Annotated in this window: 20 protein-coding genes and 2 tRNA genes; 8 read left to right on the forward strand and 14 right to left on the reverse strand. The window is 41.4% G+C overall.

The window, feature by feature from the left end; translation table 11 throughout:
* Positions 1-71 precede the first annotated feature (71 nt).
* Positions 72-1,106 (reverse strand): MBL fold metallo-hydrolase, encoded by a 1,035-nt coding sequence (locus LEP1GSC192_RS03670; RefSeq protein ID WP_020768571.1) that lies wholly within the window; start codon positions 1,104-1,106, stop codon positions 72-74.
* 44 nt (positions 1,107-1,150) lie between these two features.
* Positions 1,151-2,293 carry a hypothetical protein gene (locus LEP1GSC192_RS03675; RefSeq protein ID WP_020768585.1) on the reverse strand — a complete coding sequence of 381 codons (1,143 nt, stop codon included), beginning with the start codon at positions 2,291-2,293 and terminating at the stop codon, positions 1,151-1,153.
* Positions 2,294-2,445: 152 nt separating this feature from the next.
* On the opposite strand from LEP1GSC192_RS03675, the gene LEP1GSC192_RS03680 reads away from it, so the two are divergent.
* Complete coding sequence (locus LEP1GSC192_RS03680; protein ID WP_020768565.1) at positions 2,446-3,195, forward strand: hypothetical protein; 750 nt, start codon at positions 2,446-2,448, stop codon at positions 3,193-3,195.
* 92 nt (positions 3,196-3,287) lie between these two features.
* On the opposite strand, the gene LEP1GSC192_RS03685 is transcribed toward LEP1GSC192_RS03680, so the two are convergent.
* The 4 genes from LEP1GSC192_RS03685 to LEP1GSC192_RS03700 all read right to left on the reverse strand — a co-directional run bounded on the left by LEP1GSC192_RS03685 (position 3,288) and on the right by LEP1GSC192_RS03700 (position 6,665).
* Positions 3,288-4,247: a polyprenyl synthetase family protein gene (locus tag LEP1GSC192_RS03685; RefSeq protein WP_020768649.1), complete on the reverse strand. Its 960-nt coding sequence runs from the start codon at positions 4,245-4,247 to the stop codon at positions 3,288-3,290.
* Between the two features lie 90 nt (positions 4,248-4,337).
* A complete protein-coding gene (locus LEP1GSC192_RS03690; RefSeq protein WP_036088987.1) occupies positions 4,338-5,237 on the reverse strand; it encodes a transglutaminase-like domain-containing protein in 900 nt (299 codons plus the stop codon).
* A 201-nt stretch (positions 5,238-5,438) separates the two neighbouring features.
* Positions 5,439-6,263, reverse strand: a complete 825-nt coding sequence (locus tag LEP1GSC192_RS03695; protein ID WP_020768609.1) for a transketolase — start codon at positions 6,261-6,263, stop codon at positions 5,439-5,441.
* Positions 6,264-6,281: 18 nt separating this feature from the next.
* The gene (locus LEP1GSC192_RS03700) at positions 6,282-6,665 is read right to left on the reverse strand and encodes a hypothetical protein (RefSeq protein WP_020768634.1); all 384 of its coding nucleotides are present in this window, start codon (positions 6,663-6,665) and stop codon (positions 6,282-6,284) included.
* Between the two features lie 87 nt (positions 6,666-6,752).
* Between LEP1GSC192_RS03700 and LEP1GSC192_RS03705 the strand changes: the two genes are divergently transcribed.
* From LEP1GSC192_RS03705 to LEP1GSC192_RS03730, 5 genes are all read left to right on the forward strand, one after another.
* Positions 6,753-6,825 (forward strand) — tRNA-Thr (locus LEP1GSC192_RS03705).
* A 61-nt stretch (positions 6,826-6,886) separates the two neighbouring features.
* Positions 6,887-6,968: transfer RNA gene (locus LEP1GSC192_RS03710), tRNA-Tyr, on the forward strand.
* Positions 6,969-7,442: 474 nt separating this feature from the next.
* On the forward strand, positions 7,443-7,967 hold the full coding sequence (locus LEP1GSC192_RS03720; protein ID WP_232420948.1) for a hypothetical protein: 525 nt from the start codon (positions 7,443-7,445) through the stop codon (positions 7,965-7,967).
* On the forward strand, positions 7,945-8,496 hold the full coding sequence (locus LEP1GSC192_RS03725; RefSeq protein ID WP_020768573.1) for a hypothetical protein: 552 nt from the start codon (positions 7,945-7,947) through the stop codon (positions 8,494-8,496). The genes LEP1GSC192_RS03720 and LEP1GSC192_RS03725 overlap by 23 nt, the downstream gene beginning before the upstream one ends.
* Positions 8,435-9,031 carry a hypothetical protein gene (locus LEP1GSC192_RS03730; RefSeq protein ID WP_232420949.1) on the forward strand — a complete coding sequence of 199 codons (597 nt, stop codon included), beginning with the start codon at positions 8,435-8,437 and terminating at the stop codon, positions 9,029-9,031. Before LEP1GSC192_RS03725 ends, LEP1GSC192_RS03730 begins: the two co-directional genes overlap by 62 nt.
* Before the next feature lie 187 nt (positions 9,032-9,218).
* Here the strand turns inward: LEP1GSC192_RS03730 and LEP1GSC192_RS03735 are convergent, their stop codons facing one another.
* From LEP1GSC192_RS03735 to LEP1GSC192_RS03745, 3 genes are read right to left on the reverse strand one after another with little or no spacing between them, the layout of a single operon-like run.
* Positions 9,219-10,811, reverse strand: a complete 1,593-nt coding sequence (locus LEP1GSC192_RS03735; protein WP_020768602.1) for a hypothetical protein — start codon at positions 10,809-10,811, stop codon at positions 9,219-9,221.
* A complete protein-coding gene (locus tag LEP1GSC192_RS03740) occupies positions 10,801-13,482 on the reverse strand; it encodes a transglycosylase domain-containing protein (protein WP_020768552.1) in 2,682 nt (893 codons plus the stop codon). The genes LEP1GSC192_RS03735 and LEP1GSC192_RS03740 overlap by 11 nt, the downstream gene beginning before the upstream one ends.
* Before the next feature lie 48 nt (positions 13,483-13,530).
* Entirely contained in the window at positions 13,531-14,388 is an 858-nt protein-coding gene (locus LEP1GSC192_RS03745) for a ChaN family lipoprotein (RefSeq protein WP_020768652.1), read from the reverse strand.
* Positions 14,389-14,509: 121 nt separating this feature from the next.
* Between LEP1GSC192_RS03745 and LEP1GSC192_RS03750 the strand changes: the two genes are divergently transcribed.
* The gene (locus LEP1GSC192_RS03750) at positions 14,510-15,208 is read left to right on the forward strand and encodes a dienelactone hydrolase family protein (protein WP_020768695.1); all 699 of its coding nucleotides are present in this window, start codon (positions 14,510-14,512) and stop codon (positions 15,206-15,208) included.
* A 19-nt stretch (positions 15,209-15,227) separates the two neighbouring features.
* On the opposite strand, the gene LEP1GSC192_RS03755 is transcribed toward LEP1GSC192_RS03750, so the two are convergent.
* The 5 genes from LEP1GSC192_RS03755 to LEP1GSC192_RS03775 all read right to left on the reverse strand — a co-directional run bounded on the left by LEP1GSC192_RS03755 (position 15,228) and on the right by LEP1GSC192_RS03775 (position 22,456).
* Positions 15,228-15,737 (reverse strand): glutathione peroxidase, encoded by a 510-nt coding sequence (locus LEP1GSC192_RS03755; protein ID WP_232420952.1) that lies wholly within the window; start codon positions 15,735-15,737, stop codon positions 15,228-15,230.
* Positions 15,738-15,862: 125 nt separating this feature from the next.
* A complete protein-coding gene (locus tag LEP1GSC192_RS03760) occupies positions 15,863-18,163 on the reverse strand; it encodes a neutral/alkaline non-lysosomal ceramidase N-terminal domain-containing protein (RefSeq protein WP_020768694.1) in 2,301 nt (766 codons plus the stop codon).
* 294 nt (positions 18,164-18,457) lie between these two features.
* Positions 18,458-18,889 (reverse strand): YiiD C-terminal domain-containing protein, encoded by a 432-nt coding sequence (locus LEP1GSC192_RS03765; protein ID WP_198289293.1) that lies wholly within the window; start codon positions 18,887-18,889, stop codon positions 18,458-18,460.
* A 97-nt stretch (positions 18,890-18,986) separates the two neighbouring features.
* A complete protein-coding gene (locus tag LEP1GSC192_RS03770) occupies positions 18,987-21,359 on the reverse strand; it encodes a sigma 54-interacting transcriptional regulator (protein ID WP_020768678.1) in 2,373 nt (790 codons plus the stop codon).
* A 47-nt stretch (positions 21,360-21,406) separates the two neighbouring features.
* A complete protein-coding gene (locus LEP1GSC192_RS03775) occupies positions 21,407-22,456 on the reverse strand; it encodes a DUF3089 domain-containing protein (protein ID WP_020768615.1) in 1,050 nt (349 codons plus the stop codon).
* A gap of 348 nt (positions 22,457-22,804) precedes the next feature.
* On the opposite strand from LEP1GSC192_RS03775, the gene LEP1GSC192_RS03780 reads away from it, so the two are divergent.
* On the forward strand, positions 22,805-23,626 hold the full coding sequence (locus LEP1GSC192_RS03780; RefSeq protein ID WP_036088939.1) for a plasmid partitioning protein: 822 nt from the start codon (positions 22,805-22,807) through the stop codon (positions 23,624-23,626).
* Positions 23,627-23,640 lie beyond the last annotated feature (14 nt).

Consider the following 23,640-nt stretch of genomic DNA (forward strand, 5'->3'; position numbering starts at 1 on the left):
AGTTAAGAGTCATTTATTGAAGAACCTCTCTGTGCCCTTGTGACTCTGTGCGAAAAAACACTGTGACTCCTCTAACTCTGTGACTCTTGACCAGCAATCCAGCGGTATGTCTCGTAAGGCGGTTCGGTTTCTATAATTTCCACCCAGCCCTTATCTATAAACTTACGGACCATAGAATGTAAGATCGCCATCGCAGTATTATAATATCCTGAATTAGCCACCTTCTCTCCCATCGCTTCTAAAGTTAAAGCGGAAAGATCGTATTCTTTCTCCTTAAGTCTGCGGATCACACCTCTTTCCAAGATCTGCAACGTTTTATGTAGAAGTTTAATTGCCTTTTGAGGGGACTCGGGTTCCGGTCCATGGGCCGGCAATAACCTGCGAATGCTCATCTTAGAGATCCTCTCTAAAGAACGATAGTATTCTTCCAGATTCCCGTCTATCTCCGCGTAAATAGAAGAGATATTTTGTAAGACCAAATCCCCTGTGAAAAATATATTCTCTTCCAGGATATAAGGAGTAAGATGCCAAAGATTATGACCCGGAGTATGTAGGAATCCGATATCTCTCCCGCCTGCATGGATCACGTCCCCTTCGACTAATTCTATATCGAATTTTAAGATAGGATCGATACGAGTTCCTCTGCTTAATGTATTTCTTAAGTTTAGGTTCCCTTCTTCTATCCTTGCTAGTTCTCTTTTACGATCTTCCGGAACCCTATGTCCTTTGTAGACCAATCGTTTGGATGCTCTGTTGAACATTTCCACATGTTCCAGATAATTTCCGATACCTGAGGCCATTCCTTTCATTGCGTATAATTTCGCGTCCGTATAATAACGGATCATGAGAACCGCGCTGAGATGATCCAAATGATTATGAGTATAGAAGATATGTTTGATTTTATTCAGACTGAGCCCGATCTTTCTGAGAGCTCTTTGGAGCATCCCCAAATTGGCAAGATAGCCTGAATCTATAAGTGCAGGTTCGCCATCCGGAAGAATATAAATATTATTGGGCGCATAAAACGGTTGAGGGATCTCCGTTTTAAAAATTCCGTCTCCAATCTCCTTTACATCCGGAATTGAGTCATAGTGATGGATTTTCAAACTCGAATTCTCCCCTAACTAAATCGATTAGTTTAGTCCGTCTTCTAGGAAAATAATCGACTCCTTTCTCTGCAAGCTTCTAAATTTCCTTTTCGGATGTACTCGGAAAGAATTCGAATAGAGTCCAAATTCTCTTTTGCTTCTTCTTTCAATATTCGTTTGATATGTTTTGTTTCGAAAGAAGACAGTTTTCCGTCGAAGGAACACGCGATACATAATAATCTTAAGCAAGCTTTCCTTTCTTCTTTAGATAATTGGGAGACCAAACTTCCGAATGTATCCAGATCATCCAATGATCCGTTCTGAGAATTCAAACCGAATCCTTTGTGCATTTTGATCAGCATATATTCCAAGTTGGGATGAAATCTTTGTGTGAATACGACCGAATTCCCGACTGCAGCCAAAAATGCGACCTTTGCTTCTTTACTGAGTCTATCCGTATTCTTTAATATTTCGTCCGTAACTTCTTTTGCTATGATTCGAGAGAGTAGCCTAATCCTGAGTTCTTTTAAGATTAGATACATGACTACTCCGTCCCAGATCGCAGTGATAGGTGCCGCAATATAGTCCGCGTAGACTCTCAGAGAGTTTCTTGCTAAAATTTTTCTGAGTACGATCTTTGCGATCAGGTTGGAAAGTAATACCTTCGTCTTATAAAAGAACGTTCTTATAAGTAAACTTCTTTTGTCCGTGAGTCGTAACGGATCTATTCCTAATAGTTTTAGATCCGGGTCCGGGATTTCCAGGGCCATTCTGGAAAGTAAATTTGCGTTTCCGGTAACAAGATCCGGATCTTCTTCCAGTGGGATCCCGGAAAGTTTTGTGAGTTTATATGCGGCCCATAATCCTAATTTATAGAGTAAATAAAATTCTATTATGGTCCCGATGGCAAGCGCTGCTCCGGCATAACTCCACTTTTCTATAAACTCGGGAGAGAATGTTTCGGGAGACTCCGGAAAAAGTTTCTCCACTAAGATAATAAAATAAGTGGTCCAAAATCCGATCTGCAATCCCAAGAAGGAAGCCCAGTAAATAATCCGAGTACTTTTAGGAAAGAAGTCGGGACTTGGTCCCAGTGTTCTTTCCGCTTCTTTTTCTCCATTGACATAATTCCGGAGAACTTGGATGCCCCATTTTTCTAAAACACCCGGTTTATAATCGGAATAAGATTCGGCCCTTACATTCATCAGAAGGACGATCGAAAACCAAAATTAGAGCTACGTCAACTCAATGGCGGAACCTTTAGAGGGGTTTTCCGGTCTTATGGACCAACAGGTCGAGTTTTCGTTCCCAAGATTTCATTCTTGACCATGATTTTCCGAAGATAGATATTAGAATTATGGCGTTCTCCAAAACTTATATTTCCAAAATGTTCCCGGTATTAGTCGGCCTAATCGCCACGGTCGCAGTGCTCGTATCTTGTAATACGGGCGATACGAATAAAGTAGATCTTACGGTTACCGGAACAGACGGTTCCACATTCCCAATCCAGGGAGAGATCGATAAGGACAAAACATCCAATTGTGGAACAGCAACTCCTTATTCCAGTTCCGGCAGCGGAACGACAACCGGAACTACTACAAGCACAGGTTCCACTACGAACTTATTCACGATCAACTCCAGGATGTATTTTACTACGGGAGCATTCGTAACCTTGAAATTCGTTTATGATGCGACCCAAAACCAAGGAACAGTGGACGCTCAACAAGGTTTCTCTTTCTCCGGTCTTCCTGCTTTGGGAGTAGCGCCTGTGGTAGCAAACTACGGAAAAATTTTCTGGGGAGGAAGCGGAGTGCCTGTGGATACGGGAACTTCCAGCACCCAGGCTCTTTCCTATCTGACGGTTACTTTGGACCTAGTCGGCAATAAAGTAACAACCGGATCCGCAGGTCTTGCTTTGACTCAATGTTATACTACGGACTTTATCAATTGTACCTCTGCGACTTCTTCCAGTATGTGTTATACGCAAGACGGTTTAAAATGTTATAATACGAATACTGCAAGCGGTCCTACCGTTTCGATCAAAGGTGATATTAACTGTACAAGTAACGCTATCCCGTCCGGTTCATCTTCCACTACCGGTCAGTAATCGAAAGTTAAACGTAAGATAAAAAAGCCGCAGACCACTGCGGCTTTTTTTGAGAAAGTTAAGAAGAACGATATCCGCTTCTTTCTGAAAGATTACACTTCCATCAATTTGCGGAATTGTTCTTCAACCAAAGCGCCTTCACTGGACTCGGGAAAGGATTTTAAGAAGTTTAACAGGCCTTCGACATCGGCAACAAATTCTTCATTTAAACTTTTTCGAATATTATATCTATTCAATAAGGATAGAATGACCAGATCGTCGTCCGAATTCCTTTCCTCCTTAGCAAACAAGGAATGAGCCAGTTTTTTGTCGTTTTTGTCCGCAATTTCCAATAGTTTTAGGATCGGATAAGTATATAAACCGTTTCGAAAATCTTTTAAAGGGATTTTTCCGGTTTGATTTCCGGCTTGGAAATAATCGATCGCATCATCCTGTTTTTGGAATAAAGAACCTAAGCGGATCCCGAACTCATGTAGTTTTTTTCTGGTCTTCTTGGGAACTTCCGCCAATATCCCCGCCGCTTCCGATACCGCTCCGAATAAGGATGCGGTCTTTCCATAAACTACTTTATTATAGATATCTAATGTAATTTTGGGATTTTTTTCCCATTCCATTTGAATGAGTTCGCTTACGGAAAGATCTTTAATAACGGTTGTAAACAGATCCATAAGATCCGGAGAGCCCAAACTATTGAGATGATCTATCCCGCATGCAAGAAGATAATCTCCGGCCAAGATAGAAGTTTTGTTCCCGAATTTTGAAGGAACACTAGGGATTCCCCTTCTGGTCTGGGCCTCGTCCACCACGTCGTCATGAAGAAGGCTCGCAGCATGGATAAGCTCCGCAATCGCACCCACATCGGAATATTTTTCTCCCTTATAGCCCAGGATCTTACAAAGGCAATAATGTAGAATAGGTCGGATCCTCTTTCCTCCGGAACGGATCGTATATTCTTTAATCTCGGCCAGAATTCGTAGATCTTCGTCTATGATATCTTTTAGTTTTTTATCGAACTTACGGACTAAGAGATCCTTCAATCCTTTTGCTTTCACGCGGGTTTCCTGTTACGACAGTATTTAGAAACGAATTTTCGGCTCAAGCAGTAAAGGACGCGAGGGGAGAAGTTCGGGACCAAATTATGGTCAAGGTTTCCATTTATTGTCCAGGGCGAGAAGATGACGGGAAAGGATCTTTTCCATATCCCTGTCTTCCTTTTTGCGGTAGATGTGGATGAGGTTACGGAACATTCTTTTAAGAATTGTCAAACTGCTCGCATGAGTGAAATATCTTTCGTGTGCCTGAAAACCGTTCGCTTTTAGAAAACGAATACAGGTAGAACGATCCAACATCACCCCGCCATGATAAGAATCTATATAGGTTTGGAATTCGGAAGATTCGAAATGTAAGAGAAAATGCAGAGGCATATTGACCCCGTATAAGGGGAGCTGCAATCTATGAGCCACTAATAGATAAATAACGGAAAGAGAGATCGGGATCCCTTTTTTGGAAGAGAATACTTTGTGAAGATACGAATTGTTCGGGTCCTCGTATTGGTCGTGATTTCCGCCGAAACCTTCTTCCTGGGAGAGTACTCTGGTTAAAAAATGCACCTTAACCTCGTCGGAAGCAAGGTCCTCGTTCAAATCCACCAGCTCTTCGACCCGGATAGCAATCTTGTCCAGATACGTCCTGAACTCTAGATAAGATAGATCCGAATCGATCACGGAAGAAAGAAGGAATACACCCTCTTCCAGATCGTCGTAATGATTCGGATGTCCCTTCTCCGCTAAGATAGAATAACGGTAACCGATCCTTTCCGAATGAACGGCAGCACTAACCGAACGAGCAAATACTCTAAGAGTCGGATCTTTGAGTTCGTCCGCAATATCTTGTATTCGAACCTGCCAAGGGATCATACTTGCGATCTCTTTTATGATCCTGGATTTATCCTGAAGAGAAGAAAACTCCAACTGATAAAACTTGTCCTCGATCTTATCCGGGGGAAAGGGAACTATACCGAAAGAAGAATCGGAGGATTGCATATCTATAAAATCCAATTTCAAAAACGAAAGTCAATTCGGATCTGAAAGATCCAAACAAAAAAGGATGAGTACAATAAGTAAACTATGTCTTCCATCTTTTTCGAACGCACTTGTTTAAGTGATCGGAAAAATCGAATGAGACTTTTGTTATGCTAAGAGAAATATTCAGGTTAGAAAATTTCTTTCTCTAACCCGAGAGGATTAAGCGGTTACTTGCTCTAATTCTTCCAATGCTTTCTTTTCTTGTTCCGCATTTGGAGGAGTTCCATGCCATCCAGGATTATTTTCCATAAAGGAGACACCTTTGCCGAGTACGGTTTCGAAAAGAATAATCGTGGGAGAACCTTTATGGGACTTTGCTTTTTCAAAGGCGGTGATAATGGAGTCGATATTATGACCGTCCGCTTCTAAAACGTTCCAACCGAAAGCGGCAAACTTTTTGTTGAGAGGCTCCAGATTCATTACGTCTTTTGTGAATCCGTCGATCTGTATTCCGTTTTTATCCATAAAAGCGATCAGGTTATCGGTCTTATAATGGGCAGCCGATTGTGCCGCTTCCCAAGTCATTCCTTCTCCACATTCTCCGTCGGAAATACATGCATATACTTTGTAATCTTTTTTAGAAAGTCTCGCTCCTAAAGCGATCCCGACGGCAACGGAAAGTCCTTGGCCTAAGGACCCGGAGGAACTTTCGATCCCTTTTAAGTAGCGGGTGGAAGGATGTCCTTGTAGTTTGGAGTTTATGTTCCGAAAGGTAAGAAGTTCGGATTCGGGAAAAAATCCCGCTTGGGCCATAGCAGCATAACGTACTGCACATACGTGACCATTGGAAAGGATAAGCCTGTCTCTATCTTCCCAATCCGGATCGGAAGGTTTGTGATTTAGGACCTTTTTGTATAATACTGCGTAGATATCCGCAAGTCCCAGAGGACCTCCCGGGTGACCGGATTTAGCCGCAGTGACCATTTTAATCACGTTTTTGCGGATATTATTTGCGAATATTTTGATTTCTTTGGTGTCTTCCATGGTTGCAAAGGCTCCGTATTAATTCGAACGGAACAAAAACAGTCCCGATAGATAAACGAGTGTGTATAATGGTAGAAAAATAAAATGAAGCTTCCTATGGAATTCTTTTTTTCTAGTAAGTCCGGACCAACCCATGAGTAACATTAAGATCAAGGTAAAAGCCGCGACCGCCCTATGAATGTCTATGTATAGTCTATCTACAATTGCGATCAAACCTGCCTGCTCAATTCCTTCCGCCAAATACTTTAACCCGAGCAGGTAAACGGCGGTCCCCAAATTGAAAAGAATTCCACCTGAATTAAAAATACGATGAAGTCGATTGTTCCGAAAGCGAAACCAGTATCCCGTATAAAAAAAAAGGATAGAAAGAGTCATTCCGGTATTGATCAGAAAAAGAGGCATCTGTCCAAAAGACAATACTCGAAAGTAGGAGAAAATCCTTTTTAATCGATTGACCCGACAAAATGGTTTCGAAAACTGTCTCTGAACGCTGCCTTAGCTCAATTGGTAGAGCAGCTGATTTGTAATCAGCCGGTTGTGGGTTCGATTCCTATAGGCAGCTCGTTCATTTTCCGAATAAGATTGACCAGCCACCCTGAGCAAAAATAATGGCTCTCAACAACGGGTAGGTACTCAAGCGGTCAACGAGGGCAGACTGTAAATCTGCTGGCCCAGCCTTCGAAGGTTCGAATCCTTCCCTGCCCAAAAAAGTTTCTCCCTTTTCCATCACAATTAAATTCTAATAAACAAAAAAGTCCGGAAGGATTCGAAGCTTGCGAGCGAAAGCGTTTGCAGCGATCCGTAGAGAGCGTAAGCAAACGCGTGCCGAGTCCATGGATGGACGAAGGCGCGAGCAAGACGCCGTGGAGCCCAGTCGAGCAGGACGCGAGACTGCGTAACGGCGAATCCGATAAACTTTCTCAATTATCCGGAATAGAGCATTGGAATTATTTGGTTTTTAGATGTGTAAAGTAATAGTTAAATCATTTAACGTTTAAATATTTATGGAAATTTTAGTAGCTTATATTGTATTTATTTAAATCATATTTATAATGTCGCATAACTCTTAATAGAGATCCCATCAAATGTTAAGCTTTCGACTTTACTCTTATGCAAATATTATATGAAGATGTTGTGCTAATAGGCTCGTTCAATCTGGGCCTCTTTAATCCCGATTGGATGAAGAAAAAGAATATATACAGCGGTGAAATTTTAGCAGAATTTGATTATCTATCAAGGCAGCTAAGGTTTCTCCTGAAAGATCTTCAGGTATATTTTTTCGTATCTCAAAATATAATTAGAATACAAAATGTTAATAATTTAGAAAGATTTAATAGTAGTAAGTTCAATTTTTTGATTCAACTCTTTAAAATATTGCCGCATACTCCGATTACAGCAATAGGATACAATTTACATTTAACCTTACCGGAATCTAAGAAGAATTCAATAAAGAAGATTCTCGAAGAAAGCTATAAAGAGCTAAATGTAAAGGATAACGTTAATCATTCAGAATTTCTCTATAGAATAAAGAAAGAACATGACATACTGATTAATTATGCGATCGATTCAGTTTCTGGGGATAGGGTAAATTTTAACTTCGAAGATCGATTTATAGAGAAATCAGATAATAAAGATAAGTCTATTCGTAAATTCGTCGATAAGATTGGAGAATTTAATAAATATGCAAGCAACCACATTAAATAAAAATAAAATCACAATACCCTTCACTCCAGTAAAGGAATGGAAGAAGGAAGTTCAAGAATTTTCGTCGTCAATAAAAAATCTTTCAACAAGTCTTGTTAATGTTTTAGGGTCAATTTGCGAAGAGAGCGTCAGCGCATCTCCCCTTTCAGAAAAGGAAATAGCAACCCTTGTTGAAGACTCAGCAAATGCTTCCGGCGCAGTAATTCATCAAGTGTTGTCTAACGCTATTTACAATGATTCAACGTATAATTATTGCATAAATATGTTGAGCACTTATAAAAGTGAAAAAGAATTGGATATAATAATATCTGCATTGTCCAGGCATCCGGTAGATTATTTTGAAAAAACAATGCAATATGCTTTGGATGAAAAATTGGGCAAATATATACGATATTATTTGATCGAAGCCATTGGCAAGTGGTATGCCATAGATGAAAATAACAGAAAAGATGCACTTCGAAAAATTCTTGAAAATACCCCAAATAATTATATCAAAACTGTTGTTCAACAAACAATGGAAGAATTTTAAACATAAATCTGTCTTTAGATTTCTTCTCCATAAAGGACATTGGATCTTTGAAGAATATGTTTCAAATAAAGAAGAAGCATTAGGGAAAGCAATTAAGGACCTTTCTCCTAAAGATGATAATCTCTCAGTTTTTATTGTAAAGAATGAAGGTATTACAGAAAATTTTGTCAATGAAATCGAATTAATAACGTTCATCTACGCCGCTTCCGCGAGGGATACGCTTCAGCATTTATATTATGTAGATATTGAAGCCCAAAGTCTTTATAACCTAAAATTAAATATCCGTCATAATCCTAATACTCGTCCGAAAATAAATGCATTCTATTCCGATCGTCATTATGAACTTTTTTACGTAGATGATGAAAAAAGAAGGCAGTTGGCAGAATTAATTTTTTCAATTATTTCCACTTTACCAGAAAAGAAACCTTTATCGATGAAAAAGGATAAGCTAAGACTAACAAAATCATCATTTCATGAGAACGAAATGGTAAAAATGTCAAATTTAGAACATTTTGCTCCTTGGGCAAAAGCATGACTATGAGCTAATCCTTCCGATATCCCTTACCTTTCCATATAACACATAACTTCTCTAAACTTCTAGCACGCGACAGCGATCGCAGCGGAAATCCGGCAATGCGCCGTTTATGGCGCTTTGCTGATTGAAGCGTAGAGCGCGGCCCGAGCAAAGCGAGGGAGTCGCCCGAAGGATTCTTTACAAAACCTTAATTCTTGTTCCAAACAACGTACGAAGGTTTCACGGAAACCACAAAATATTTGTCTTTCAAGCGGATCTCAACGTAAGCACGATTTAGGATTTTACGATATACTATATATTCCAAATTCCAAGGACCGGGCTCGGAAGAAGGGCCCAAAAATTTCGGGGGCGCCGTTTCCCCATTCGATTCCGATTCAAATCCGTTTTTCCAGATCCATTTTATGGATAGAGGAAGATAAGCAGGATCCGCAAATGTGAAACTTGCTTCTTCCTCTTCTTCCGCCACGATGGAAAGTAATGTTTCCAAACTTCCCGGGGAAACTTCTTTGCAGAACTGGGGTTGGATCGATGGTGTTCCGAAAAATGGTCTGCGTATTACTTTGCACAAATATTTTGCTCTGTCCGGAACAACTAAGTCCGCTTCTTTGTCGCGAGCATCCCAAAAAGGAAATTTATTTCTATTCTCGGGAGGGATGAGTTTATTTAGAATATCAGCCGATTCGGAATCTTCTTCCGAGTCGTCGTCTTTATCGGAAACTTTGGAACCGACTTGTTTTAAGAATAAGTCGATCGCTTCTCTACCTCCACCCTCGAGCGCATAAGCAAATACCGGATCGGGATTTTCTCTCATTAAAATTTTGAGAGCAGGCAAATAGGCCTGTATCCAATCCCAGTTACCTGACTGGCAGATCTTCTTCATTAAAATTTCGGATTCGTCTCCTGCGTTGAATGAATCTCCGATCATTGTGCAGGCCTCTTTTTTTCGGTCCATGATCAGCAGATTTTTTGCAGTCTCCCATTTTCCCCGTTTGGAAGAAGCGTATGTCCCGCTTGTCAGAAAATATCTTGTACTGGATTCGAATTTCCCGTTATGTCTGAGAAACTTCGCGTATAAGAATAGCAGATCCGATTTGGATTCGTTGCTTAATTCCTTGAATCGTCCGGAAAAAAACACTCTTCTATACGGTGTTCCTTTCCCGGATTGAATAGAAGATCCGACCCAAAGTGGAAGTGCCTCGTCTCTTGTCAGAACATCTTTCGAGAATAGATAAAAGAATACGTTATCCCATCCTTCAAAATCCCTTTGTTTCATTTTAAGAGAGTAACAAAGACGGATCAAAGAATGATTTTCTTTTTTGGACAATACTCTGTAAGGATCGGGAGGAGTCGGCTGGATCAACTCACCTGTTTCGGGATGGACCGTGGGTTCAGGAGATTCCCAAACGAGAGTTTCCTTAGAACAGGAATTTATAACGGCCAATAAGGAGAACGGTGTAACTCCCAATCCATCCGAAAGTGTTTTTACAAGAGAAGACCATTCCCCCTTTTTGTTTTTCAGACTCCCTGCCCTAGTTTGATATTGGATGGCGGGTATATATTTGTTAAATTTTTCGTATAAAAAGTAGAGCCTGGAAGATGCAGTTTTTTTAAAGTCACCTGTGCCGGAAGAGCGGACGACTTCTTCGTATAACGGGATCGCGAATATGGGAGAAAGTTTTTCCAATTCATAAGCTTCTTCGTAGGAAACCGCGAAGCTTAAACTCGGGAGTAAAAAAAATATCAGAAAGAAAGAAGCCGTATTCTTTTTTTTAGAAAACATTCTTCAAAAGCTCCTGTTTTGCATCCGACTTATGGGTCAGAGGACAGGTTTCCGCAGGAAGATGAGATGGATGAAATAGTTCGCCGGTTTTTTTAGGACATTCCGGCCCAGGGAGTTTTCCCGATTCAGGACAGATTTCCATATTCACCGCTCGTTGCGAGTATTGGTATTTTTTTCTTTCTTCCTTATCACCCGATTCCGCAGAGTCGAATAGTTTTGCGATCGTTCCCCATAAAGGAGCTGCAATTGTTCCGCCTAACGCAGAACTTCCCATTCCGAAACCGGGAGAATCGTAACCTAACCAAACCGCCATAGAAATTCCAGGCCTTACCCCTACGAACCAAGCGTCTCTGTGATCGTTTGTGGTCCCCGTTTTTCCGGCAACTTCTCCCCTATAACCGGTATTGCGGACACCTGCGTGGTTTGCACTTCCATGCAATAGATCCACCATGATCTCTGCGGTAGGAGGCGAAATCGCTTTTCTTGTTTGCGGCCATTTCAAATTAAATTCGTCCTGGTCTTTTCTTTGGTAAACAACGTTACCCGCTCTATCGACTACTTTTTCGATCAAATGAGGCCGAACTATATTTCCATCATTAGCGAAGGCTGAATAGGCGGAAGCCATTTCCAAAGGAGAAAGTTCCAAGGACCCCAATGCTAAAGAAAGATCCCGCCTGAATCTATTCTTTAATACTTTTTCTTCCGGAAAGAAAAACCTTTCAAATGCATTCGAGATCTCGCCTAATCCTAGTTTTTCGGCAATCTGGACCGCCGCGGTGTTTTTGGATTTAGCAAGCGCGACTCTGAGAGAAATATCACCGTCATATTGGTTCCCGATATTTTCAGGCATCCAATTCGAGACGGAGTTTTTATAGATCAAAGGTGCATCTAAGATACGTGTCGCGGGATTAGCGATCCCGGAATCAATCGCTTCCGAATAAAGGATCGGCTTGATCGTTGATCCTGTCTGTCTATACATTCCGGTAGCTCTTGGGAATTGGTTATCCGATTTGAATTCCGTTCCCCCGTGTAATAGAAGAACGTCTCCCGTTTGAGGATCCACTGCAACGATTGCAGCCTGTAGTCCGCTGTCTCCGCCTGTAACGAATCGATCCGTATCTATGAATAATTCCAACGCGGGAGAAAGTTCGGCGACTAAATTTCGGAATGGGTTTACATCCGCATTTTTACCGTTCTCCGTGAGTCGATTTCGTCTAACTTGTCCGCTCTTTAAGAGATTCTCCACATGAGTTTTGACAACTTTCTGCAATTCCGCCTGGACCGGCTGAGAGATCGTGGTATAAACTGAAAATCCTCCGCTTTCATATATATTCGTATCCGGATACATTGTCTGGAGGAATTTTCTGACATGTTCGGTCACATAAGGAGAATCATCCTTACGATTTCCATACACTGTCTCCCCGGGAGAACGTGTGTTAAATGCCTGATAGATGTCTTGGATCGTAGGCCTTAGATCTTCCTTTAATGCGCCGTCATTCTCTAGAGATCGTAAGATCGCCTCTACTCTGCCGGAAGAAAGATCAGGATTTTTTAATGGAGAAAAACGATTAGGAGCGGATGCCAAAGACGCCAGGACGATCATCTCCGCCACATTCAAGTCTTTCGGCTTTTTTCCGAAATAAAATTCCGAAGCACTCGCAAACCCGAAAGCCCCATGTCCCAGATACACATTATTCATATAATGTAATAGGATCTTTTCCTTATCTAAGGAAGATTCGAGCGCATAAGCAAGCTGGGCCTCTTTCAACTTTCTTCCCAAACTTTTTTCGCGGTCGTTCAGAAGGATTCGAGCCAACTGCTGTGTAATTGTGGAAGCACCTTGTTTAAATCGAAGACTGATTATATTTACGAAGAACGCACGGAGCACGGAAGAATAATGTATCCCTCCATGAGAGAAAAAGCTACGATCCTCCACAAGGAGTACCATTTTTTTCAGATTTTCGGGATAAGCTTCCCATTCCAAATTGCTGGTCTTTTTGCCGAAAATTTCGGAGACCTTCCTACCGTCCCGATCATATATGATAGTGGGTTGATGAATATAAAAAATACTTAATAGACCCGGGACTTCCGCTTCCTTTTGAATAACCCCCATCCAGAAAAAGATCAGGAACACCAATGCCAAGGGTAAAGGAATTAGAATGAGCCAAATATTCGGACGGAACTTTGGAAATTGGAACCTTCTCCCCTTTTCCAATAGTCTTTCGGACAAAGTTTTGATCGGACGATGGAAGGGTGTTGGTGATTCCGCTTCGGTTCTGACTTTCTGGAACCAAGGGCGATCTTCCGAGGGATCTTTGGACCAAAACTTTTTCCAAGTTTCCCATTTGGATTGTAGACCTTCTATGATCCTCAAAAACGGAGATTCTTGCGGAACTTCTTTTTGAATAGGACGAACGATAGGTCGTTCCCTTTCCTGATATGTTGGAGCTCCAACAGAGGGGACCAGCATATCGTCTTTGGGAGTTTGTTTTTCTTCTAAGGTTTCAGGTGGAGAAGATACGTATTTAACCAAAGCCTTTTGGCCGCATCGATAACAAGTGAGTTTAAAAACAGTCCCTGTAGGAACTCCTTCGGGAAGCCTGGAAACGGTTCCACAAGAAAGGCATTCGAACTTAGTTTCTGTAAGAGTGCGGACCTTGGTTTCCAACATCTCTATTAATGTCGGAGAGATCCGTGTACCCTACAAGCAAGAAAGTGTTTATGGCACGGGTTTTCTTTCGGTGATTACCAGAAAATCAGCCAATTTCCAATCCTCTTCCTGAAAACTTTTGCCTTCCTCCGAAGGAAAAATACTGACGGTTAAAACATTCAGGCCCATTTGTTTCAGCCTATATGTCAGCCCTAAACTTCGATCAGAATGAAATCTTCCGTTCACATGTACAATCTTTCTTTTTAATAAAAAATATGCCTCTGCTATAGAATCCGACATAGAAGCATCCCAAACATATTGTGCATCTATAAATTTTTGTTTATCGGGAGAAAAACCGGTAGATGTATGTTCTGCGATCATTGCCGAGAGAAGTTCTTCGTATTCTTTTTGTCTGAATAAATTATAAGTATATCTCGGCGGAAGAAAAGGAGTTCTGATCTTGTATAAAGATTCCAAACCTTGGTGAGATACAAGGTTCACGTATTTTCTCGGAGCGTTAGCCGCAAGGACAGGAAGTTTATTTTCTTTCGCAAAAGATACCATCGGATGATAATCCGTTTGGTAATTCGGCCAAAATTTTCCGGAACTCAAAAATCCCTTTTCAGTAATCTCCCCTTTACAATATTCATCTACGGATCTCTGTTGATCCTTCTCCAACATTTCCAAAGAAAGAAGTGTAGAATATGTAGAGGCCAATTTTTGGAAAGCCTCTAATTTCCATACATGTCCGACCTTATCGTTATGCTCTTCTCCGAAAATGATCACATCCGCGTCTTTCGCCTTTTCGATGATAGACGAAAGATCCACCTTGGTCTTACTTTTTGTTTCATAGATCTCGGGAGCAAAAGATTGGGAAAATATAAAAGAAGGGAATAAAAGAAGGGACCAGAAAATACGAACTGACATGAAACTAATTTGTATATCCGGAAAAAAAAGAAAAGAACTTAAATACGCATTATAAGCTTGTAAATCGATCGACAAAGACTCATACGATTAGATCTTTCTACCTGCTTATACCGAGGTGAAGATGAATACGGAAACTGTTACAATCAAAACAGCTCATGGAGAAATGCAAACATTCGTGGCTTATCCGGATTCTTCTCCTTCTCCCTGTGTTTTAGTATTACAAGAGGCATTCGGTGTAAACGATCATATCAAAGATGTCGCAGTCCGATTTTCAAAGGAAGGCTATCTTGCTGTCGCTCCCGAACTTTATTATAGGACCGCTCCTCCAGGATTTGCGGGAAGTTACGAAGATTTTATGGCATTAAAACCTCATTTCAGCCAACTAACGCCTGAAAATTTAGAATCAGATCTGAGCGCTGTCCTGGATTGGATCAAATCAAATCCAAAAAGTATTCCGGATAGGATCGCGAGCATCGGTTATTGTCTGGGTGGATGGGTTTCCTTTTTTGCAAATTCGATATATAAATTCAGAGCGGCTGTTTCGTATTACGGATCCAGGATCGTCCAAACTTCCGAAGAATATTCCCCCAAACAGAAAGCCCCATTACTTTTAGTATGGGCGGGAAAGGATAGAAGTGTAAAACAAAATCAAATAGCCGCGATCTCCGAATTACTAAAAAGCTCCGGAAAAAATTATGTGGAGTTGGTCTTTTCTGAAGCAGAGCATGGGTTCTTTTGTGACGCAAGAGCGGCTTATCATAAAACTTCAGCCGCTCAAGCCTGGGCGATCACATTAGCTTTTTTGAAAGAACATTTGTAGGAACTCCAACAACACGACTCTATTTTAGATTTTTCTCGATTTCCTCGGTGACCTCTTTGCTATCCGGTTCGGTTCCGGAACGGAATCTTGCCACAATTCTGCCCGCAGGAGAGATCAGGAATTTTTCAAAATTCCATTTTACATCACCCGGATCCGGAGCATTAGAAGTGAGGTATACATACAAAGGATGTTGGTCTTCTCCCTTCACTGAAATTTTGGACATCATATCGAAGGTTGCACCTTTTTTCAGTCTGCAGAATTGTTCTATCTCTTCGTTACTGCCCGGTTCTTGAGATAGAAAATTATTCGCAGGAAACCCTACGATCTCGAAGCCCTTCTCTTTATATTTTTTGTATACCTTTTCCAAATTTTCGTATTGGTAGGTATACCCGCATTTAGAAGCCACGTTTACGATGAGTAAGGTTTTACCTTTATATTTGGAAAGTGCCACATCCTTTCCTTTGATATCTTTTACCGTAAAATCATAGACGGCCTTAGGAGCGGAAAATAGAGAAGAGGTAAAGATCATTATGGAAAGTAAAATCAAAACGGATTTGAAAGCCATAGTGGAATCATATCCAAGTCCCGGGAACAGGTCCATCCGTTTCCGGGATATTCGTTTGGTCTGAAACCGGTTTTTTTACGGGAGTTGTTTTATTGCAAAACGAACTCTCTGGAAGTCCCGGTAAATTTTTTGTAGGTCCAGAAAATTCCCCAGAACTGTTTCGCTAAACCGTTGTATACAATCCTGTAAGTGCCAGCCGGTTGGTTGCGGATCAACCAAGTGATCGTAACCTCGGAAGTAGCGGAAAGATCTCCGCCGGTCCTTGCCCAATCATAAGCGGTGTATGGATTGTTATCATTTGCGACGGTCAACCATGAACTTCCGTTCTTCCTTTGGATTTCCAAATAAGAGTAAGTATTCGGATCATAAAAAGAAGATAGAGTTCCATCCAGCTTTTTGTCTTGGACAACTCTTGGATGTGAACCTTGGAATTTAACCGTTACGGTATCCTTGCTTTTGTTGTAAGAAGAATTTGTATCCGCCAGGACTTTTCCAAAATCTCCTCCATCATTCACAACACCGTTTTTGGATAACCAAGTTTGTATAAACTGTTGATTGGAAAGATCAGGAGGATTCGGCCCGGCAGCCGTAGGGCGATTCGCCACTATATCCTTCGCGATCCTATCGAATTCCTGGATCAGTGCCGCGTTCGCCCATGGTCCATAAGCGCTAAATCCTCCTTCGAAATTCTGCGCGGAATATTCTTCCCGAGTAGTTAAATACTGAGCATAAGCATTTGCCATCGCTCCTACAACTACGTTGGAGATTCCCCCCGGAGCAAGAGTAGCGGTTAACTTAGCTTTCAACCTTCTTCCTGCATTCGTAGTTACCTCGAAAGGAGAAGCCACAATCGCAGTGTTGCCTATCGTAATCACTTGTAACGGCAGGACTACCGGAACAAAAGGCACCTGAGGATTCGGGAACCAGAAATTGTCCACTTCTCCCACAGGAAGAAGTGTGAACTTTTCCTTATCACACTCCTCATACTCTGCAGAACCCAAAGCCAATTGAGCGAGGGGCCAAAGATATCCCAAGATCTGGGCGGCACCGCTTAAATTAGTTAAAGAATAATTCTTTTTAACCCAAGCTCCATTTTCAAAAACGAAATCGTTCCGAATTTCACCTTCTCTTGCGAAATCTACAGGTGCACCTTCTTCATCTCCGGCCAAAAAACCACCGCCGACAGTAGCCACGCAGGTCGTATTTCCTGAGTTCGTATCCCAAGGCATGGAGAAGGTCCCGATATAGGAAGGATCTACGGCAACTTTATTATTCCAAACGACGTGAGAATGTCTGTATCCGATATTTCCCGTTATCGTTGATGTAGCTGCATTATACAATTCTAAAGCTCTATTTCCCTGTTTAGTACCATGAACGATAGGATTTTCCTCAGGATCCAGGCTTGGATCCATCTCATTCGGCCTTAAGAAAGGTTTCGTAATATCGCTCGGATCAGGAGAATTAGGGCTCACATCTCCCATGGGACCTTGAGGAAATGCGGCCACAAAATTCCCACCAAACGTATTTTCTACCAGATAAGAAGCATAACCCTTATTATCTCCATGAGCCCTACGATTCGTAATTCCAAGAGAAGTTCCGTGAACGGCAAACCAGTTCAATAAACCGATGGGAGAACCGTCTGTTCCTTCGAAACGAAGTAAACTCATTGTCTCGTTTATATTCGTAGGGTAATTGGTCTTATCTAGATTCCAGTTATACGCGGCAATAGATCTGTTATTCGCAAAATTGGAAAGATTTCCCGCTATAAATTTGATCCTTGCCTCTCTTCTCTGATTATAAGCCGCCTTAATAGAATCCACGATACCGTTTACTACGATATTATAGTGAACCTTATCAAAACCGATCACTCCGTTGAATAGATTGAATAAGGTGTACCAAGAAATATTAGAAGGGGCGGCATGTGTGTGGGTCGCAAACAAAAGAACATTATCATTATTGAATTCAGATCCGTAACCGTCGGCCTGTAACTTTTTAACGACCCCCATCTTTACGCTTTGGTACATATGGATCATATCGTTGGTAACTATGGCAACTCGCCCTCCACCGGGACGTTCTATCACGAAGGCTCTAGCATAAAGCCTCATTGCTAAACCCGACATCTCGTCTCCCGGACTATTATATCCAGTGCTCGATTGTACGAAAGGTCCCGTTATATCGGACTTTGCGGCACCTACTAAGAATACATCCGCAGGCGTGGAAGTGGGTAAAGCAAGACTGTTTAAAATCGGATTTGAACCCGCTGCCTTAGCTCGATCCGAAAAAACTGCCTGTTCCAATAATGTATTTTCTTCCGATCTAGGATCGCAACCGATCGTGATGAGGATAAGCGCCAATGCTAGGGTCAAAAAATCCGAATGTTTGTTTTTCATTTCCTTCGCCTCCACAGTCCAACAAAATGGCGTAACCGAAATTTAAGGAAGGTCAAATTATTTTTGAAAAATATGTAAGTAAATACATACGTTCGAAAAAACATTATAAATTTTTAATTTATTTCGAACGGGATATATACTTGTTTGAAAATTTTATAATTGAAATATAAGTGGTCAGTGCGTCATTGTAAGTGAGGCCGGAAAATTGTCCGGCCTACAGCAGTAATTAACCCGGAATAAACACCCTCATACATTCCTTACCTGGGCAGTTTCGGATCTTCCGAAAAGGAAATTCTATTTTTTTGCTATAAACCAATCAAAACTGAAACTCGCCACATTCGATTGAGTTTCATCAAAGAGTTCCACACCAACTGTAAGTCCCGCTCTTCCCTTCTTTTCGAGTTGGGCCATAAACGCGGACCATTCCTCTTCTTGAATCACTCCTCTGGATATAACTCTACCTTGCGCAGGCTTTTTATACTTTACTTCCGATTTACGCACCACCGGAATAATTTCGAAAGGAAGGGAAGCCACTTTGGAAAGTAAATATTCCCCTCCACTCCCTTCTGCAAGTGCGAATAATGCTGCAGCGTGTCCGGAACCTACATGGTTTTTATAGATCGGTTTGTCTTCCATTACCAAGAGAGCATCTTCTCCCTGTTTAGGTCTGGAAAGCTGGATATGTACATTGAAGGGTATGGACAAAACGTCAAATTTCTCTGTCATACGGCTAGTTAGAAATTTCGTTCGTTTTATATCAAACCGAAAAGAAAGTGTATGATCGATTTATTCGTAGATTCGTTTGTAAAACGAACTTTCAGGTCTATTCCATATCCAACATTTTCATCTGGTATTGTAGTTTTCCTCTGGAAATTTTCAAAAGCCTAGCGGCCTCCGATTTATTCCCTTTACATTTCTGTAATGCCGTTTCTATCAGTCTTCTGGAATACATGGAAACCAAAGGTTCGAACCCTGCTGCATACGATCCGTTTGCAATGGGAATTTCCCCGATTTCTTCCTTTTGGGAATTTTTCAGTTCCAATAACTCGGGAGGAAGATCCGAAATTTTGATATGATCTCCTTTTAGATCGGCAAGAGTCCGGATAATACAATTTTCCAATTCTCGTATATTCCCCGACCAAGGAAATTCCAAAAAAAGATCCATAACTTCTTCGCTAATATTGGGTTTGTCCATCTCCATTTGTTTGGAATAATGTTCCACGAATCGATTCGCAAGAAACGGGATATCGGATCTTCTTTCTCTTAAAGGTGGGATCCCGATCTCGAATACGTTGATCCTATAATACAAATCCTCTCTAAAAGTTCCTTTTGCGACCATAGATCTAAGATTTCTGTGAGTAGCAAAGATCGCTCTACATTCCGCCTTAAGTTCGGAACGCCCACCCACTTGTTTGTATTTACGTTCTTGCAATAATCTTAATATTTTAGGCTGGATCTCTATAGGCATCTCGCCCACTTCGTCGAAAAATAAAGTACCGCCGTTAGCTTCGGCTACCAAGCCAGCGTAATCGGATTTTGCGTCGGTAAATGCTCCTTTTACATAACCGAAAATCTGGCTTTCCCAAAGGTTGGCCGGAACGGCGGCGCAGTTGATCGGAACGAATGGACTGTCTTTTCCTCTTCCTAATTCATGGAGAAGACCCGCAATTATCTCCTTTCCGGTGCCGGTCTCCCCGGTAATCAATACAGGTTGTTCTCTTCCGGAAATTCTTTCAACTCGGTCCACAACCGCCTGCATACTCCTAGAAGCATATATTAAGGTTTTATTAGATAACACCCTCTCCTGAGGGACAGCGTCATAGATAGAATCCCTCTCTAAAATGGTCCTTTCTAAGTTGGACGTATATTGTTGAAGCTCCTGCCTGGCTTCGCGAATAGAGCGGACCATTGCATTAAATGCCTGGGTCAAGAGACCGATCTCGTCCTTATTACGCACTTCTACTTCGACGGAAAGTTCTCCTCCTTCTACTCGATCCAAACCTTTTAATAAGGCAAACAACGGATTTAAGATGGAGATCTTCATAAAGATCAAAAATCCGAAGATCAATACACAAAGACCTATAAATAAACGGATCGCCCAATCTAGAACGTATCCGTGAACAAAACTTCTATAGGAAGAATACTCCAATCCCATTTCGACATTATTTATGAAATTCTGATATACAATCAGGGGTTTTCCGGAAGAAGCCAAAACGAAAGAGCGAAGTCCCGGAACTGCGAGGCTTAGATCGGATTTGGAAACATTTTCCCCTAATTTAGAAAGAAAAACGGAATCCTTAGGCGGAGAGGATAATTTTGCATTTTGTAGCACGTTCGTTTGGATGCTGTCGTATTCGTTCTCAATCGCCTTGCTTAACCCACCCGACATTACCTGAGTCACGGACAATGCCATCGCGAGTACTATCGTCAGGATCCGAACCGTAAGCGAAGTTCTATGTCCGCCATAACTAACGAAAAAGATATGGAATATGAAAAATCCGGAGATCACGGATATGGCCAATGCGTTTACGAATACTTCTGCACTTACTTGACCGAGCCTGAATAAGGTAAGATAGATCGTCGGTATCAAAAAATTCAGGAAAAAGGAACCGAGTATTCCCGCAAGAGCGATCCTTTTCTGGTCCTTATTCTTTAAGATCTGTACGATCGCTATGGCGATCACACTCAGGGTTAAGAATAAAGAGAATATAGCCACAACTCTTCCCGGAAAGGTAGCGCTAAGATCCCAATATTGTCCGTTAAATCTGAACGTTTTAACGGAATCCTTTGTCTGCCATACGAACCAAAGGGAGATTAAAGCCGCAATCCCCAATTGTATCTTAAACAGATAAGAGGATACCTTAGGAAAAATCGCTGATGGAAATTTAAGAAAAAATCTTTGGAAAAATACTGCGGCAAATAATGCGGCGGAAACCGTGATCCATCTATGTAATGCACCTCTTGGATCCGTTTCTACGGAAGCATATACACAAGCAGAATATAAAAAGACCAAACATAAGAACGAGAGCATCAACTCCCTTATGCCGGAGATCTTATTTTTTACGCTTAGACAGTATACCACTCCTAAGATACATAGAAGTACTGCGATCAAAAAAGAAAGGGTCAGGAATTGGAGATACATGAAATAAAAGCGGAGTTTAAAAAGACCATTCCAAAACGGAAGGTCAAGCGACATTTCGATTTTCTTGAATCACGTTTCGAAACGCCGCTTAAGTGATAATTCTAACGTTTTCCTTTCCGATTAAAATATTCTTCGAGTCTTTCTTTTATATTCTCTCTGATATCCAAATAGAAGAGCCCGTAATCGGAGATATGATAATTTTTTTTGTTTCCCCTTCTGGATTCGTAGTTCGGATTAGAGGGTAGATCCACCCAAAGCATTTCTCCTTCACATTTCGTTCTAACATAAGCCTTATCCAAACCCGAAAATTGGATACCAACCCCGCCCTTATGTTCTTCTTTAGGAGTTTCGGAACTGTTCGGAGTCCAGTTCACTGGATTGACACAGACGCCTCCCACATACCTTTCCGGTGGAAGTGCAAAATCGGAAAGTTGGGACCCCCATTTTTTGGAATTCCAGCTGATATAACATCCTAGATCTTTTGAGTTCTTGCATACTTTTAAATTCTTAAACTCGGAAGAATGTACTGCCCAACCAGGAAGATATGCCGCCACAAAGTTCGGGACTTTTTTCTGATCCAAATATTCCTTTAATACATGAATAAGCATCATGGAACCTTGGCTATGGCCTGCGATAAAAAACGGTCTTCCTTGGTTATAATGTTTTAGATAATGATCAAAAGCGGAAAGTACATCCTTTTTTGCTATCTCAAATGCCTTCTCTCCGCTTCCGGAATCATCGATAAAGGAGTATAACGCTGCTTGTCTATATCTTGGTGCATAGACTTTTGCCGATTCATTAAAAACGGAGGCCTGCATTTTTAAGGGAGAAAGTCCATAAACGATCAGGCTAGTTCCGATCTCCGCATTCCAGCCATCCGCCTTAATAAAAGTTGTAGGATGGACAAAGAATACGTCCGCCTTTGCCACATTTTGTCCATCTTTCCAACCTGTAATTGCCGGAACCTCGTCGGGATCATCTTTCAGCTCAGGAAGGGCAGCCCAAGATTCATTTTTAGAATAATCGGGAGAAGTCGGAACATTCTCCGAAGCAAAAGGACCGGAAGGTTTGATCAGATATAGAAAGATCGAAGTACAGTTTGAAAATAAAAATCCCCAAACTAGTAAAAAAGAATATAAGAAAAGTCTCATGTGTTAGAAGTCCTCCTCTTTCCCTTTGATTTTTTTGGGAAAGATTACAGGGGATAGAAAGCAATATCCGTACCGAGCGGAGAAGGTTCGAAACTTGTAGATCCTCCGATATAACGGCGATTCCATTGGTTTGGCGGAATAGAAATCGATTGAAATCAATCAATTGTCTATTTTCGGCGATTGAAAATGATCAATGGAATTTAGTTAGAATAACTATTCTGTGAATACATTCAAAATATTGAATCCATTTTGTAGAACAAGCGGTATGCAAAACATTTTTTTCGTTAGGCACAGGTCTTGCTTTAGGAAGCATACCGGTCCGAATGAATTCGGCCCGGGGAGGAAAAAATGCTGAAGAGAATCACAATGTTAATGCCTCTACTCATCGGTGCTCTGCTATTTGCCGGAGCCGGAGAAGTGGATGCTGCTCGTTGTAAAACAACAGGTTTCTTGATTAAGACGACTAGTTGTTCTTACTCTACAAAAAAAATCCAAGCTAGACCGGGGATATTTAGGGACGTCAGATACCAAGTACCCGAAGGAACTGCACCTGCGGGAGGATGGCCTGTCGTAGTTATGTACCAAGGATCTTTCTTTACCGTACAGTTTTCCCGTACACAAGGAGCGCCGTTCGGAGGGTATTACGAAGTAAAAGTCATCGAGAAAATGTTAGATAACGGATTCGCAGTAATCGCTCCGGATGCGGGATTGGATCTTTTCTGGGAAACCAACCTGCCTACAATCTACGAACTTACGGCAGATTATATTTTCTTAAATAATCTATTTGCTGCGATCCGTAACGGCAGTTTTGGACCTATCAATCCGAATAAAAAATTCGCAACCGGTATTTCTAGCGGCGGGTACAACACTAGCCGTATGGCTGTATCTTTTCCGGGAGAATTTAAAGCATTAGCGATCCAATCCGGTTCTTATGCAACTTGCAGCGGACCGCTTTGTATCGTTCCAACTCTTCCTTCCAATCATCCGCCTACATACTTTGTACACGGATTCTTGGATGCTGTTGTTCCTTGGTGGACCATGGATTTGTATTTTGACAAGTTGAGGTCCCAAGGAATTCCTACGGATAGATATACCGATTATCTGGCAGGACACGAATGGGTGTCCGCATCCGCAGGAAAAATATATTCATGGTTTAACCAATACCGTTAAGTAAATTCCAATTC

The organism is Leptospira sp. B5-022 (genome assembly GCF_000347035.1).
GTDB classification, from domain to species: Bacteria; Spirochaetota; Leptospiria; order Leptospirales; family Leptospiraceae; genus Leptospira_B; species Leptospira_B cinconiae.

Coding starts and splice junctions, on each gene's coding strand:
- LEP1GSC192_RS03695 (WP_020768609.1), bottom strand. CDS start 6,263: ATGGAAGACACCAAAGAAATCAAAATATTCGCAAATAATATCCGCAAA.
- LEP1GSC192_RS03755 (WP_232420952.1), bottom strand. CDS start 15,737: ATGATCTTTACCTCTTCTCTATTTTCCGCTCCTAAGGCCGTCTATGAT.
- LEP1GSC192_RS03775 (WP_020768615.1), bottom strand. CDS start 22,456: ATGAGACTTTTCTTATATTCTTTTTTACTAGTTTGGGGATTTTTATTT.
- LEP1GSC192_RS03720 (WP_232420948.1), top strand. CDS start 7,443: ATGAAGAAAAAGAATATATACAGCGGTGAAATTTTAGCAGAATTTGAT.
- LEP1GSC192_RS03740 (WP_020768552.1), bottom strand. CDS start 13,482: ATGTTGGAAACCAAGGTCCGCACTCTTACAGAAACTAAGTTCGAATGC.
- LEP1GSC192_RS03725 (WP_020768573.1), top strand. CDS start 7,945: ATGCAAGCAACCACATTAAATAAAAATAAAATCACAATACCCTTCACT.
- LEP1GSC192_RS03780 (WP_036088939.1), top strand. CDS start 22,805: ATGCTGAAGAGAATCACAATGTTAATGCCTCTACTCATCGGTGCTCTG.
- LEP1GSC192_RS03760 (WP_020768694.1), bottom strand. CDS start 18,163: ATGAAAAACAAACATTCGGATTTTTTGACCCTAGCATTGGCGCTTATC.
- LEP1GSC192_RS03680 (WP_020768565.1), top strand. CDS start 2,446: ATGGCGTTCTCCAAAACTTATATTTCCAAAATGTTCCCGGTATTAGTC.
- LEP1GSC192_RS03770 (WP_020768678.1), bottom strand. CDS start 21,359: ATGTCGCTTGACCTTCCGTTTTGGAATGGTCTTTTTAAACTCCGCTTT.
- LEP1GSC192_RS03675 (WP_020768585.1), bottom strand. CDS start 2,293: ATGAATGTAAGGGCCGAATCTTATTCCGATTATAAACCGGGTGTTTTA.
- LEP1GSC192_RS03750 (WP_020768695.1), top strand. CDS start 14,510: ATGAATACGGAAACTGTTACAATCAAAACAGCTCATGGAGAAATGCAA.
- LEP1GSC192_RS03745 (WP_020768652.1), bottom strand. CDS start 14,388: ATGTCAGTTCGTATTTTCTGGTCCCTTCTTTTATTCCCTTCTTTTATA.
- LEP1GSC192_RS03765 (WP_198289293.1), bottom strand. CDS start 18,889: ATGACAGAGAAATTTGACGTTTTGTCCATACCCTTCAATGTACATATC.
- LEP1GSC192_RS03735 (WP_020768602.1), bottom strand. CDS start 10,811: ATGTTTTCTAAAAAAAAGAATACGGCTTCTTTCTTTCTGATATTTTTT.
- LEP1GSC192_RS03700 (WP_020768634.1), bottom strand. CDS start 6,665: ATGCCTCTTTTTCTGATCAATACCGGAATGACTCTTTCTATCCTTTTT.
- LEP1GSC192_RS03690 (WP_036088987.1), bottom strand. CDS start 5,237: ATGCAATCCTCCGATTCTTCTTTCGGTATAGTTCCCTTTCCCCCGGAT.